The 14,814-nt window shown below is 41.5% G+C and carries 11 protein-coding genes; 7 read left to right on the top strand and 4 right to left on the bottom strand.

Annotated features, from left to right (window positions below):
- Window positions 1-38: 38 nt before the first annotated feature.
- Window positions 39-833: a hypothetical protein gene (locus IPL35_09165; protein MBK8443563.1), complete on the bottom strand. Its 795-nt coding sequence runs from the start codon at window positions 831-833 to the stop codon at window positions 39-41.
- A 185-nt stretch (window positions 834-1,018) separates the two neighbouring features.
- Here IPL35_09165 and IPL35_09160 point away from each other — a divergent pair, with 185 nt between their 5' ends.
- Window positions 1,019-2,038 carry an amidohydrolase gene (locus IPL35_09160; GenBank protein MBK8443562.1) on the top strand — a complete coding sequence of 340 codons (1,020 nt, stop codon included), beginning with the start codon at window positions 1,019-1,021 and terminating at the stop codon, window positions 2,036-2,038.
- A 75-nt stretch (window positions 2,039-2,113) separates the two neighbouring features.
- On the opposite strand, the gene IPL35_09155 is transcribed toward IPL35_09160, so the two are convergent.
- Complete coding sequence (locus tag IPL35_09155) at window positions 2,114-4,318, bottom strand: T9SS type A sorting domain-containing protein (protein ID MBK8443561.1); 2,205 nt, start codon at window positions 4,316-4,318, stop codon at window positions 2,114-2,116.
- 330 nt (window positions 4,319-4,648) lie between these two features.
- Here IPL35_09155 and IPL35_09150 point away from each other — a divergent pair, with 330 nt between their 5' ends.
- Together IPL35_09150 and IPL35_09145 are read left to right on the top strand one after the other, a co-directional pair.
- Entirely contained in the window at window positions 4,649-6,205 is a 1,557-nt protein-coding gene (locus tag IPL35_09150; protein MBK8443560.1) for a PglZ domain-containing protein, read from the top strand.
- A 215-nt stretch (window positions 6,206-6,420) separates the two neighbouring features.
- Window positions 6,421-7,485 (top strand): tetratricopeptide repeat protein, encoded by a 1,065-nt coding sequence (locus tag IPL35_09145; protein MBK8443559.1) that lies wholly within the window; start codon window positions 6,421-6,423, stop codon window positions 7,483-7,485.
- Between the two features lie 20 nt (window positions 7,486-7,505).
- Here the strand turns inward: IPL35_09145 and IPL35_09140 are convergent, their stop codons facing one another.
- Together IPL35_09140 and IPL35_09135 are read right to left on the bottom strand one after the other, a co-directional pair.
- The gene (locus IPL35_09140; GenBank protein MBK8443558.1) at window positions 7,506-8,291 is read right to left on the bottom strand and encodes a diaminopimelate epimerase; all 786 of its coding nucleotides are present in this window, start codon (window positions 8,289-8,291) and stop codon (window positions 7,506-7,508) included.
- A gap of 36 nt (window positions 8,292-8,327) precedes the next feature.
- A complete protein-coding gene (locus IPL35_09135; protein MBK8443557.1) occupies window positions 8,328-9,584 on the bottom strand; it encodes a TlpA family protein disulfide reductase in 1,257 nt (418 codons plus the stop codon).
- Between the two features lie 263 nt (window positions 9,585-9,847).
- Here IPL35_09135 and IPL35_09130 point away from each other — a divergent pair, with 263 nt between their 5' ends.
- From IPL35_09130 to IPL35_09115, 4 genes are all read left to right on the top strand, one after another.
- Complete coding sequence (locus IPL35_09130; protein MBK8443556.1) at window positions 9,848-10,291, top strand: hypothetical protein; 444 nt, start codon at window positions 9,848-9,850, stop codon at window positions 10,289-10,291.
- 67 nt (window positions 10,292-10,358) lie between these two features.
- Complete coding sequence (locus tag IPL35_09125; protein ID MBK8443555.1) at window positions 10,359-11,300, top strand: GNAT family N-acetyltransferase; 942 nt, start codon at window positions 10,359-10,361, stop codon at window positions 11,298-11,300.
- Window positions 11,301-11,490: 190 nt separating this feature from the next.
- Complete coding sequence (locus IPL35_09120) at window positions 11,491-12,534, top strand: PorP/SprF family type IX secretion system membrane protein (protein MBK8443554.1); 1,044 nt, start codon at window positions 11,491-11,493, stop codon at window positions 12,532-12,534.
- A 392-nt stretch (window positions 12,535-12,926) separates the two neighbouring features.
- A complete protein-coding gene (locus tag IPL35_09115) occupies window positions 12,927-14,678 on the top strand; it encodes a hypothetical protein (protein ID MBK8443553.1) in 1,752 nt (583 codons plus the stop codon).
- Window positions 14,679-14,814: the final 136 nt, after the last annotated feature.

Below are 14,814 nucleotides of genomic sequence, written 5' to 3'. Positions count from 1 at the left end.
TTGCCGCTTTTTATTAATAATTTTCTAAAAAACCAATATTATTTATTAATTTTTTGTTGATTATTTTTTCTGCCTTGTTGTTGGCGTTTTCCTTTGTTTTTTTGCTGCTGTCCCTGTTGTTTTCCTTTTCCCTGCCCCTTTCCTTTTTTTGCCTGTGCTTGATTTGCTTTTTTCGGGTTAGTACCTTTTTTTATTTTTTGTTGCTGGGTTTTGGCTGCTTTTTGCTTTGATTTAGCGGCATCTTCCGCCAATTTTTTAGGTTTGCTCAGTTTTTCCCAATTGGTATATTGTTCGTCCGATAAAATATCTTTCATTGCTTTGCTGCGTGTGGCTGCTATTTCTGCTTTTCTTTTATCGGCATCTTCTTTGGAGGCAAAACGCAGGGTTTTCATTTTTTCTACCTCTTCTTCATACTCCAACAATGCTTTTCTTACTTTTTTGTCTTTTTTCTTTGATAAGTCCAAAGAATTTTTGAGAAAATCTGCTTCTTTTGTAGCTCTTTGGTCAGGTGTAGTTTCTACAACTTCGGCAGTTTCTTTAGTCTGCTTTTTAGCTCCTTGTCCTGATTTTTTTGGAGTGGCGGCAGTTTTTTTGCCATTAGCAGATTTTGCAGAAGTAGCTGTTTTGGTGTCAGTAGCAGTAGCTTTTGTATCTGTTACTTTTGTATCAGCAGCGGCTTTTGCGGTAGTCGGTTTTTTTTCTTTTGCTGCTTTGGTAGTATTTGTTGCTTTGGGCGTAGTAGCAGTGCTTGTGTTTTGAGCATTGGCATTATAAAACATAAGAAATGCCGCTACCGCTACTATAAATGTTTTTGAAAAATTAGAATAATTCATTTTTTTTTTAAAATTTGTTTTAAGACGAGTCAAAATTAGGAATTTTTATGCAGATATAAATATCTAAAAACTGAAGGTTTTTTTTGCCATTATTTATAATTTGGATAAGACATCTCTTGCTTTTTTTGAGTTTAACTATAAAACAAAAAATTCTATCTTTACGGCTTTAGTATTATTTTTTTTATATGCCACCCTTTTTTAAAGTAGATATACATACGCACATTATGCCGGAGCACATGCCGGATTGGACCAAAAAATGGGAATATGGCAAGTTTATATCTTTACAGCACCACAAACCTTGTTGTGCTCGTATGATGGTGGGCGATAAGTTTTTCAGAGAAGTAGAAAGCAATTGTTGGGATCCGGTAACGCGTATTCACGATTGCGACCATCACGGCGTACATGTACAAGTGCTTTCTACAATTCCGGTGTTATTTTATTATTGGGCAAAAGCCGAACACGCGCTGGAAACCTCGCGCTACTTCAACGACCACATCGCCGAGTGCTGCCAACGCCACCCCAAGCGTTTTGTCGGTTTGGGAACAGTGCCTTTGCAAGACCCACAACTTGCCATCGGTGAAATGGAGCGTTGTATGAAAGAATTGGGCTTGCAGGGAATAGAGATAGGCTCGCATGTAAACGACTGGAATTTGTCGGAGGCTGAATTGTTTCCGTTTTTTGAAGCAGCAGAGCGTATGGGCGTGCCTTTATTTGTGCACCCCTGGGAAATGTTGGGCGAAGAAAAAATACAAAAATACTGGCTGCCCTGGCTGGTCGGTATGCCTGCCGAAACGTGCCGCGCTATATGCTCTATGATTTTTGGGGGTATTTTTGAGAAGTTGCCCAACCTGCGCGTTGCTTTTGCACACGGCGGCGGCTCTTTTCCTGCCACTATTGCCCGTATTGAGCACGGTTTTCAGGTGCGCCCCGATTTGTGTGCCATCGATACAAAAAAGTCGCCGCGCTCGCATTTGGGTAAGTTTTATATAGATTCCTTAGTGCTTGATGGGCGCATTTTGGATTATTTGATAGATTTGATGGGAGCTGACCGCATCGCTCTGGGCAGCGATTATCCTTTTCCGCTCGGCGAACATGAGCCGGGCAAAATCATAGAGAATATGCCGTACAGCGATCATACCAAAGAACTTTTGTTGCACGGTGCTGCTTTGGAATGGTTAGGATTGAATAAAGATAGATTTTTATAAAAATAAAAAAGCGTGGTTGTTTAGCAAAAACAACCACGCTTTTTTAACTCAACTCAGCTATCATTTTCTTTGCTATTATCGTATCAAGGTACGCGAAAATAGAGTTTTGTTAGTGCCGTTTTCCTTTAATTGTATAATATACATACCCGACACATATTCGTTCAACGACAACTGAACACGATTGCCTTCGGCATTATAAGAATGTAATAATTTTCCTTGCAGGTCAAAAATTTGCAGCCTTGCATTTTTATTTTGCTCCCAACTGAGGCAATATTCGGCAGTGGCGGTGGCTTGTAGTTGATATGCTGCTGTTGTTTGTATATCCATTTCGCCGCTCACCGAAGTTTCAAAAGAGCAGCCGTTGCTGTCTTCTACCATCAAATTCCAAAGGGTTTCGCTCATATCTGCAATAATTGGCTCTGTGCCGCCCGCCGCTTGTGCGGTATGGAGGTTTTCGTTGATATATACCTTGTAAGGTGCTGCTCCACCAGTGATATAAATTTGATAAGTGTCGGCATCACTTTGTGTCCAAGTGGCGGTAATAGCTTCATTTTTAATAACAATCGTTTCTACGGCGGCACAGCCTTGATTATCGTACACTGCCAACCGATAAGTACCTGTTTCTAAATTCTGACGGATAAAATTATTACTGTTCAGAGGACTATATACCTGATAATCCCACACAATGCTGTAAGGAGCATTGGCGTTGTTCTGCCACGAAGCGGCAATACCGCCTTTTACACCTTCGCAAGCGATGTTTTTTATTTGTACGTCCATATCCAACAAGCAATTATCAACGGCAGCTAAAGCTCCTTTTCCCTGATAGCCCATATACTCGTTCAGCGGTACGGCGTGTGTATGGAGCAAATTTAAACTGTATTTTTCCATTGTCATTCCTTTGGGTAATACAAATGTGGTGCTGTCGGGGTTATAAATAAACAACATATCCAATAATTTATCATCGTTCATATCGCCTATCCAGGGTGTAGAAACAATATTCGCGCCGCCGCCTTCGGCGAGGGTGGTTTTGGTATTATCATTAAAATCCAGCAACTCCACGCGATGCGAAAAAATACCGTTTTGCGAAGCCAAATTCGTACACCAAAGCACTTCGTCTATTCCGTCTGCATCAGCATCAAAGCAGAGTGGTGCATTGAACTGAAAAGCCCCTTCTTCAGATTGCCATTCTATATTGCCATTGCTGCCGTTATACACCAACTGTCTGAATGAAAGAAAAGTCGGAGCTAAACCAATACCCACATTGATAAATATGTCGGGAATATTGTCGTTGTTAAAATGCCCGATAGCCGGCGGCGCATTGGTTTCTGCTCCTGCCACTGTTTTTTCCCAAATAATCTGATTATTCGCTCCATTGATAATATAGGTGTGGGCATCGTAGCTGTTTACTACAATGTCGGCGATATTATCGTTGTTCATATCTGCCAGCAAAGGCGGCGCAATAAAACCTTTGTCGGGGCGGGTTATCAGGGGTATGGCATTTGAAATGTCGTTGTTGAGCAAATCGGGCAAAGGTACGCGCCACAGCGAGCCGCCAAAACTTTCGCCGCCTGTACCGAAAATAATATCGGCGATGCCGTCGTTGCCCAAATCTGCCACCAAAGGCGACATATAGCTTTCGTGCAGGTCGGGTACGGTATCGCGTGCCAACAAAGAGCCGTTGCTGCTGCTGAACACGCACACCACCGCCGGCGGTCGGTTGTTGTCGAAAATAGCAGCATAGTGGTCGCCGCCGTTGGCAGTGAGCAAATCTCGTTTGCCGTCGCCGTCCACATCATCAATCAGCTGAGGATTAAAAAAATTATACCACCCTTTTTTTGCAGAATAATCAGTATCCAAAGTATCTAAAAAATTCCACAGCACCTGCCCCGTTGCGCCGTTGATACACAAAAAATTGCCACTACGCCCTCCGATAAATACTTCGGGTTTGTTGTCGCCGGTAATATCTTCAAATATGGGCGAGCCGTACATTTGATTATTGGTAATTACTGTCCAAAGCACCGCTCCATTGCTGCCGTCAAGCGCAATGATGCCGCTATTGTTGTGAAATTCGAGCTGCAAATTGGGCTTGGGGCTTATTACGGTAGGTTCGCGTCCTGCCCCGATTACTGCATCTTTGATACCATCGCCGTTGAGGTCGGCACAACGCGGCGATGAAAACACCTGTATTGTATCATTAATAGTGCTTGCCCAATCCAAGCGTTGAGCTGTGGCGGCAGTAAAATTCAACAACAAACAGCCATAAAAAAGGATATGTTTCATAATTGATTTTATTAAAAAAAATAAAACAGATTGTTTTGATAATACAAAGTAACGAAAAAAAAGCCGCAACAGCGTCATTTTCTAAGATATTTTGGATTTTTTAAATTAAAAATTAAAACTTAAATAATATATAAAAGTTTAAAAAACAATAAAATAAAAACTAAAAACCAACTATTGTCTTGTATTTTGACATAAAGTGCCGCAGGGTTTTGTTTTTTAATACAATAATTATCCCACTTTTGGGTTAATAAGAAATATCAAAGCGAAAAAATATACCTTAATTTTACCCATTCATTTTATTTTTTTATTAAAAACAAGCGGAATTAAATTATGCCAAATCCCAAAATTTTATGGGCTGATGACGAAATGGAACACCTGAAACCACAGGTGATGTTTTTGGAGGGTAAAGGATATGAGGTGACAAAAGTGACCAACGGGCACGATGCTTTGGAAAAATGTAAGGCGGAAGATTTTGATGTGGTGTTTTTAGATGAAAGTATGCCGGGCATTACAGGAATTGAGACGCTCACCCGCATCAAGGAAATCAACAACAGTGTGCCGATAGTGATGATTACCAAAAATGAAGAAGAAAACCTGATGGAATCTGCTATCGGACAGCAAATTGCGGACTATTTGATAAAACCCGTGAAACCGCATCAGATTTTGCTGACGCTGAAAAAAATTTTAGACAACAAACGCCTTGTTACGGAAGCGACCAACACCGCCTATCGGCAGGGTTTTATGCAAATATTTTCATCTATTCAGCAAAGCAGCGACTGGCGCGAATGGGTGGAGATATACAAAAAAATTGTGTTTTGGGAGCTGGAACTCGACAGTATTAAAAGCCGCGAAATGCACGAAATTCTTATTTCTCAGAAACGAGAAGCCAACAACGAATTTGTGCGCTTTGTGAGTAAAAACTACTATCAATGGCTGCGGAATAATGACAATTCCGCACCTGTAATGTCGCATAATTTGATGAAAAACAAAGTGTTTCCGGCAGTGATGGCAGATAAACGCCCCACCGTGCTGGTAATTATTGATAATTTGCGCTACGACCAGTGGAGAGTGATACAGCCGCGCATTTCGGAATATTTTAAGGTAGAAGAAGAAGAAGTGTTTTACAGCATTTTGCCAACCTCTACTCAGTATAGTCGCAATGCTATATTCGCGGGTTTGATGCCCTCCGAAATAGAACGCCGTCTGCCAAAATATTGGATAAACGACCACGAAGAGGGCGGTAAAAACTTATATGAGGAAGAGCTTTTGCAGGATAATATCGCCCGCCAACGTCTGGATATAAAAGCATCTTACAACAAAATCACCAATTACCAAAATGGGCGCATTTTAGTTGAGAATGCACATAATTTGTTCAATTATAAGATGAGCGTCATTGTATATAACTTTGTGGATATGTTGAGTCACGCCCGCACTGAAATGGAGGTACTCAAAGAACTCGCCGGAGATGATGCCGCTTATCGCTCGCTTACCCTCAGTTGGTTTGAACACTCGGCTTTGTTCGAAACCCTCAAACGCCTCGCCGACCGCGACATACAATTGCTCATCACCACCGACCACGGCACCGTGCGCGTGCAAGACCCTATAAAAGTAATCGGCGACCGCGCCACCACCACCAATTTGCGCTATAAATTGGGTAAAAATCTAAATTATAACCCCAAAGAGGTGTTTGAAATCAAAGACCCCGACAAATACGGCTTACCAACTCCCAACGTGAGTTCGAGTTTTATTTTTGCCCGCTCCTACGATTATTTGGTGTATCCCAATAATTACAACCAATTTGCCAATTATTACAAAGATACTTTCCAACACGGCGGTATTTCGTTGGAAGAAATTATTGTGCCTTTTGTGCGGTTGAGTAGTAAATAAAAACAAAAAATGATTACATTCAAAAAAGTATTCGGTGCAATAGCAAAACGTACCTCTATACCACAGGCTACATCACCGAATACTTTTTTCCGTATTTTATGCCTACCTGTAAATTTATAATTTTATGTTTGGCTGCCGGATAGATTTATGTATTTTTGTTGTAATGTTATTTTGGGTTTTATTTTTTCTGAAAAACTCTTCTTCTACAACTTACGATGATGATAAAAAATATTTGTATTTGCTTGCTGCTGCTCTTGCTTTTTGGCAATTATCATATCATAAAGGCTCAAACCGCCGAAAGTGCCAAAGCACTGATGGACGAACAACGCTATCAGGAAGCACTACACGAATATACCATCATCTCCGAAGCAAACCCTTTTAATTGGAATTATAAATATAAAGTAGCCGAATGTCAATATCGCCTCAAAAACTACCCTGAAGCCATCGCTACACTGCGGCTGCTGATGCTCAAAGATTCTTCGAACATAGATTATTACCGACTCTTAGGTAACAGCTACGACCTCAACGAAGATTATCAAATGGCGGTCAATACTTTTCGCAAAGCCATACGCCGTTTTCCGCACGAAGGAAAGCTGTATTTGGATTTGGGATTGGTGGAGTATCTGCGCAACAATTTCAACCAAGCCCGCGATGTGTGGGAAGAGGGAATCGTTGCACAGCCGTATTATCCCGACACTTATTATTTCCTCACCAAACTCTACGCCGACTCCGATGCCAAATTTTGGGCTTTGATATACGGCGAATTTTTTTTAAATTTAGAAAAATCCACCGAGCGTTTTCAGGAAATCAGTGCTTTGCTGTATCAAACTTATATCGCTTATTTGCGAAATGATGAGCCGGTAGAACCCGCCGTATCGTTCAATGATACACAATACAATAATTTTGAAATAGCTTTCGGTAATCTCATAGATCAATTGCGCAGCGAAGGAAAAATAAATTTTAAAAAAGACAGCGGCTTAGTACCCGAAGGCAGCTATATGAATTCCTTGAGTTTATTTCGTATTGCTTTTTTGGAAAAATGGACCTTGCAATATGCCCCTAAAATCCCGATGTCGCTTTATGAATGGCAACAACGCCTCCACAACAAAAGTTTGTTTCATGCCTATAATCACTGGTTGTTTAGTTTTGGCGACACACAATATGTAGTGGCTTGGCAACAATTTTATAAACAGGAATACGAAGATTTTTTAATGCACTTTTTTGTTAATCAGCTCACCGTAGATGTGGAGCATTATGTAGTGCGAAAAAAATATGAATAACAATGATTTTTGATAATTCATTACCCGAAAATAGTTCCTTCAAATACGCGCTCTGCACCGCCTTGCAGCCATATCTCCGAAAAGGCATCATCTGCATACACAAACGACACTTTTAGCAAACCGCCCTGTGTGTGGCAATCAAAAGTGTGGTTGCCTTCTGGAAGTTGTTGCAAAAGTGCCGATGTAATCGCTGCTGCTGTAACACCTGTACCGCAGGCAAAAGTTTCGTCTTCCACGCCACGCTCGTAGGTGCGCACTTGCAGCGTGCAAGTAGCTGTTTGTTGTACAAAATTTACATTAATACCTTTTTGTTCAAATTCGGGCGAGTAGCGAATAGATTTTCCCAAAGCAAAGGCATCAATAGCGGCTGCATTTTCTACAAAACGCACATAATGCGGCGAGCCGGTATCCAATACAAAATCGCTGTTTTGCCGCTTTTGCCATTGTTGCACCTTGTTCATTTTGAGCGAAATAATATGCTCCGAAAACTCGCCTTCGTGTGTGCCGTCTGTTGCCAAAAAAATGGTTTTTTGCTGTATAATACCCAAATGCTGCGCAAATGCAATCGCACAACGCCCGCCGTTGCCACACATAGAGCCTTCTCCGCCGTCAGCGTTGAAATAACGCATTTCAAAATCGTAGTCGGGGTGCTGCTGGAGCAAAATAACCCCATCAGCACCTACTCCAAAACGGCGGTGACACCAACGCGCAAAGCGGGTTTTGTCGGGCAGCAGCGTTTGCAAACGATTGTCTATCATTACAAAATCGTTTCCCGCTCCCTGATATTTATAAAAATGTTGCAGCATTATTTTTTTTAAAAAAAATCACATAGAGAAAAAATATTAACGATTGCCAATTTCTTCCAAAAGCTGCCGAAAATCTATCACCAAATCATTATACGCCGAAGTAGCAGGTCCACTAAAACCACTGTGTATTTTATATACCTGATGATTTTTGTCCAAGAAAATAGTGGTAGGAAAAGAGGCTATTTCGTTGAGCTGCGGAAATGCTTCGTTGGCGTACTTTCTGCCTGCTTTGCCGCCATACAAAACGGGATATTGTATATGAAAATAACTTTGATAGCTGGCTAACTGCCGGCGCACCACCTCCATATCATCGGGGCGTTCGAAAAATACCGCGCAAAACTCCACATTGTCGGCGTATTCGGGATATAGCTGGGCGAGCAGGGCGGTTTCGTCCATACAATTCGGACACCAAGTGCCGGAGATTTGAATAACAACAGGTTTTCCGGCAAAAGGCGCATCGTTGAGTGTGGTTATTTTTCCGGTAAAAGCATCGGGCAAATTCATTTGCAAAGGCGTAGCGGCTTCTTTGACATAGCTGATATGGTAGGCATCGGGCAGAGCAGCCGTTTCGTCTCGCATGCCTTCGAAGGGTTCTTGCCAGTGTTTGCCCGAATAAAAATTGCCTTTGATGCGGTCGTTTTCCATCATTCCTTTCAACAAAAAAACGTGTGCGCCATCAAAGCACGACATAAAAAAAGAGCCGTCGGGTTTTATTTCGCCGCTCATATATCTGAAATCGCCGGTGGCACTGAGCAATGTGCCGCTGATGTTTTTTCCTATGGTATCTTGTTTTATTTCGGCAATGGCGGTGCTGCTTTGGGTGCTGTCGGCGGGGCTGAAAGTAACCGACCATTTGCCGGCTACCTGCGGCATCACCAAGGCAGCGGCGATACCGCCGTTATCAAGGTTTTCAATTACCTCCACTGCACGAAAAGGAATCACATAGTCGGCACTGCGGAGCGGGTCGCGGAAAGTGCCCTGCATACGCACCAAAGGCATAAAACCCTCCTCTTTTTGTTCTATGTTGGCTTCTATCGTAGAATTAAACACAGGCATTGTCCAGCGCAACAGCGTATCGCCGTAGCGTTGTACTTGCAGAGCTTTGATGCGCTCTTCGGCATTGTGTATCGTAATTTGGTCGGTGCTGCCATCAAGGGAGCGTTGCCATGTAAAATAAAAAGGAACTTCCACCGAGTCGTTGGCAGCTAAAAATCCTTTAAAAAGATGAGATGCCGGCTGTGCAACGGCACTGCTGAAAGCGATGATATTCATTAAAAGAAATATTTTTTTCATTGATTAAAAAACGGTAAAAACAAGAAATATCAAAGTAGAATTTATATATAAATGCAGGGTTGCCTGTTTTATAATTCCCTTTTGGTGCAAATTTGCAACAAAATACGGCAAAGCGGCACATTTTGTCTGCTTTTTTACAGGATAATAACCATTTTGCTTGCTACTTGTTGTTTTAGATTATCATCATAGATATATTGCTGTCGGTATTCGGGGTGATGATGTTTGTGCTTTGTTTTTATTTGCTTTAAAAGAAGAAACCTTATATGTTGTATCATTTAATACTGTTGTGGTGGGTGAGTAATCGTGTATTGGGAGCTTTTTTGATTTTGTTGCATGTGATGGCATTGGTGGCAATGGCTGTGTATTATTTTAATTCCGTCAATCGCCACAATCATATTTTCAATCGCCGCTATTTGCTGGGTACTTGGCAGCTGAAAGGTACTACGCCCGAAGGCGAAGCGTGGCAATTTACTTATTTATTCACCGAAAATGAATTTGAAATGCACGGTGCACCGCCGGAGTTTTTGGTGCGCGGCACTTACAGTATTGTGCGCGAAGTGGAGAGTTTGCTCACTTTGGAGATGAAAGTACAACAAGAGCAGGCTATTGATATACCCGATTTTTTTGTGCAGCAGGTGGCAATAGACCAAAAAAATCAACGGATTACGATAGACGGCAGGGTGTATCAAAAAGTGGCGGACAGATAAGCTGCCATTAAGCATGTAGCGGTGGGGAAATTCTGCTAACTTTGCAGTCGCATCATTTTTGCAGGGAATGAATACTATTCGCTATTTGCACCACAACGATATAGACCGACAACGCTGGGACGCTTGCATCAGTGCTGCCTCCAATAGTTTGCTCTACGGTTATTCGTGGTATTTAGATGTGGTGACACAGCAACGCTGGCATGCTTTAGTATATGGCGACTACGAAGCGGTGATGCCTTTGCCTTTTGCCCGAAAATGGGGCTTACTCACCGGATTTCAGCCTTATTTTACACAGCAATTAGGCGTTTTTTCTACTGTTCCGCTTACACCAACTTTTATTGAGCTATTTGTAGCTTCCATTCCCAAAGATTTTAGGTTATTCACCACTCATTTTAATTATGCCAATATAAAAAATTCCTCTATTTACGCCGGAAAATATTTTCAGCTGATGCCCAATTACGAACTGCATTTGGCAGATACTTACGAAAATATACGCCGCCACTATGCCAAACATACCATTCGGCAACTGCGCAAAGCCGCTGCCGCCGACCTCATCATCGGCAAAAATGAAGATGCCCAACTGCCGGTTCGTTTGTTTTATGCCGCCAAAAACACCGACCTTCGTCTGCCCGCCTCTTATTATCAACTCGCTCAACAAATTATCAATACTTGCATACAGCACCAAAAAGGCGAAATATGGCAAGCCTGCAATACAAAAAAAGAGGTGGTAGCTGCTGCCTTTTTTGCCCGCGACCCCAAGCGTGTTTATAATTTGTTGCCCGCCGTATCGCCGGAAGGTAAACAAATTGGAGCGATGTTTGCGATAATAGATGCAGTAATCCGGCATTATGCCCAACAAGCCGACTATTTAGACTTTGAAGGCTCGGCAGTGGCGGGTGTGGCGCGTTTTTATGAAAGTTTTGGTGCAAAAAATTGCCCTTATTCCGTTTATCGGCGCAATCATCTGCCCTATATTTTAAAAAAAATATATCATTTTGTTAAAAAGTAAGGCAGCATCTTTTATTTTTGAAGCCTCTTATGTCATAGATTGGCTTTTTAATCATTATTTTTTAGTTTTTTAAGTTAAAAAATTTCTTAATTATACAACTAATTAAAAAAGTTGTTATTATTGTACCCTATAAACTATTGTCATACACCCTATACTAATTTTTGCAATACTTTAACTTTATTGTTTTGATATGAGAAAATATGTACGTTCCTTAATAGCTACTGTGGCTATTGCTTTGTCTGGTGCTACTGTTTTTGCCCAAGATATTCACTTCTCGCAGTTCTACGCATCGCCGCTTACACTCAATCCCGCACTTACGGGCTTGATGGACGGCTGCTATCGCGGTGCTGCCAACTATCGCAATCAGTATTCTGATTTGGCTCCTTACTCCACAGTATCCGCTTCGTATGATATGGTGTTGTTGCGCGGGCAAATCGGCAATACCGCCGACCACCTCGGCGTAGGTGCTATGTTTTATAACGACCGCGCCGGCTATGGCTCTTTGAATACCACTACTTTTATGGCATCGGTGGCTTATCACAAAGCATTTGACAAACGCGCCAACTACCGCCTCTCGGTGGGTGCACAGGGCGGGTTGATGCACAAAAGTTTGGATTTTTCTAAAATATCTTTTGAAAATCAATTTATCGGAACAGGCTTTGACCCCAATCAGCCGAATGGCGAAGCTGTAGATAATCCTTCTATCAGCTTTGGCGATTTCAGAGCAGGTATGATATTTTCGGGCGCGCCAATGGATAATTTCGGCTTCTATATTGGCGGTGCGATGTTTCACCTCACCAAGCCGAATGAATCATTTTTAGGCGATACCGACAACAAATTGGATTCGCGTTTGGTAGTACACGGCGGTGCTAATTTCTTACCAACCGATAATTTCAGTATTTCGCCTAACTTTATTTATATGGCACAAGCCGGTGCAAAGGAGTTGAACATAGGTGCTTTGTTGGGTTACAGATTCGACGGTAACTCCCGCGACCGCAGCAGTGGCTCTGCTGTATATTTGGGCGGTTCTTATCGTGTGAAAGATGCCTTTATTATTTTGGCAGGTTTGGAATACAATAGTTTCCGTTTCGGTTTGTCGTATGATATTAATATATCCGACCTGAAAGTTGCTACTTTGGGACAAGGCGGTATTGAGTTGTCGCTGATTTATGAGGCCATGTGCGAACCTCGCGGCAGACGCGGCTTCCCACCTATGTCTTGTCCTCGTTTTTAATATTTATTGTTTTTTCTGAAAAAGTAGGCATTGCACCAAAAGTAAGAGCTACTTTTTTACCGTTTTTAAAAACTATATCATCATTTATGTGACCTTCATTTAATATTCTATATTCTATGAATTCACAGGTAATTTTTTATAATTTGTCATTTTAATGTTTTGGAAAAAATTCTAAAAGCCTAACGGAGTTCTTCTGTCAGGCTTTTTTTATTTAACCTTTTTTGTATGTTTTTATTAAAATATTGTACTACTTTTAATCTTTGCATGATATAATAAACTCTATTCCAAACGTTTTTTTTACGATATATACAACCAACCAAACCTCTTCTTTTTTACATGAAACAAATTTTAGATGCACCAAGTCGGCAGTTACATTTTGCTTGCTGGCGCAAATGTTTATTTCTTTTTCTGCTTGCAAAAGCGATGTCGGCGGTGGTGACGGCAACAAAGAATACAAAGACCAAGTAGTGATACATAGCTTGTCTGATGCGCAGGGACTGCACCCTACGAATATCAGTGATTCGCAAGGCTCTGAAATCAAACGCTATATGATGCAGAAACTCCTTGAAATTGATTTTACTACTTTGCAACTGATGCCCTGGATGGCAAAGGCATTGCCTACTGTAGAAAATATAGAACTCAACGGAAAACCCGCCATGAAAATTAATTATGAACTTCGTGACGGCATGACCTGGGACGATGGAAAGCCCATTACACCACGCGATGTAGAGTTTAGCTTTATGGCGGTACTCAATAAAAAAGTAGATGCCCCCACGCTTCGTCCCTACATAGAGCATGTGGTTGATTTTCAGTACGACCCAAGCAATCCGATGAAGTTTTCTTTTATTTGGGACGAGCCTTATATGTTGTGGGATCACGTTACCGGTAATGATATATGGATTATCCCAGAGCATTTATACGACCGCAAAAGTTTGATGAAAGATGTTAAACTGAAAGATTTTGCTGCCGGAAAAATGCCCGCCGGCACCAAAGCAGAAGAATTTGCTAAAGAATACAACGATACCAAATACTCGCGCGAAAAAGGATTTATCAACGGCTCCGGTCCTTATGCCTTTTCGCAATGGAACACCAACCAGCGCATTATTTTGGAGCGCAAAGCCAATTGGTGGGGCGATAAACTCGCAGGTGGCAACAATGGTTTTATGTTTGATAAAGGACCTCAGCGCATAGTGTTTGAAACCATCAATGAATTTCCAACGGCAATCACCACCGCCAAAGGTGAAAAATTGGATATTGTTCACGCTTTGCCCCCTGACGAGTGGGTAAAAATTGATGAGTCGGATAAATTGCGTGAAAACTTCCAAAAATCCAACCCGCCACTTATCAGCTATTCCTACATCGGCTTGAATACAAAATCGCCGCTTTTGCAAGATAAAAAAGTGCGGCAGGCTTTGGCTCATTTGATAGATGCCGATAATATTAATGCAAAAATTTTGCATAATCTTCAAACGCGCACCATTGGACCTATCTCCCCGTTGGATACTATGAATTATGATAAAAATATCCAGCCTTATGCCTTTGACCCTCAAAAAGCTAAAACATTGCTATCAGAAGCAGGCTGGACAGATAGCGATGGAAATGGTATTGTAGATAAAAAAATCAACGGTAAAACAACCGATTTTAAATTGATATTCAACTTCAATCAAGGCAACGACATTCGTAAAAAAGTGGGTTTGGCTTTGAAAGAAGAAGCACGCAAAGTAGGGATAGAAATAGAAGTAGTACCGATGGATTGGAGCGTATATTTGGAAAATTTGAAAAAAGGAAAAATCAATATGTTTTATGGTGCTTGGGTGCAAGACCCACGCCCGAGTGATATGAAACAAATTTTTCATACCACCTCTCAAAACGGCGGCAGCAATTATGTAGGCTTTGGTAATGCCGAAAGCGACCGCCTCATTGAAGATATTAACCGCGAATTAGACCCCGCAAAACGCAAATTGCTCTATTATCGTATGCAGGAAATATTACACGATGAAGTTCCTTATATCTTTTTGTATAATGGCACTCAGCGCAATATTATCCACAAACGCTTCACGAATATCCACGAAGGCGCACGCGACCCGGGTTATTGGGGCGGCGGCTTACAGCTCAACAAAGGATTTTCGGCAACTGCTTTATAAATTTATCTTTTTTATGTACAAAAAACCTCCGACTTGCATAGTCGGAGGTTTTTTTGTGTAAAAATCAATGTAATTCGTGGGGTATAGCCTTACAAATACAAGCAATTAAATGTAACTTCGCACTTCAATTTGTTTA

The sequence above is a fragment of the Sphingobacteriales bacterium genome, assembly GCA_016711285.1.
Taxonomy (GTDB): domain Bacteria; phylum Bacteroidota; class Bacteroidia; order Chitinophagales; family UBA2359; genus JADJTG01.
The sequence above is the reverse complement of the archived record's forward strand: the minus strand, read 5'-3'. Positions and strand labels throughout refer to the sequence as shown.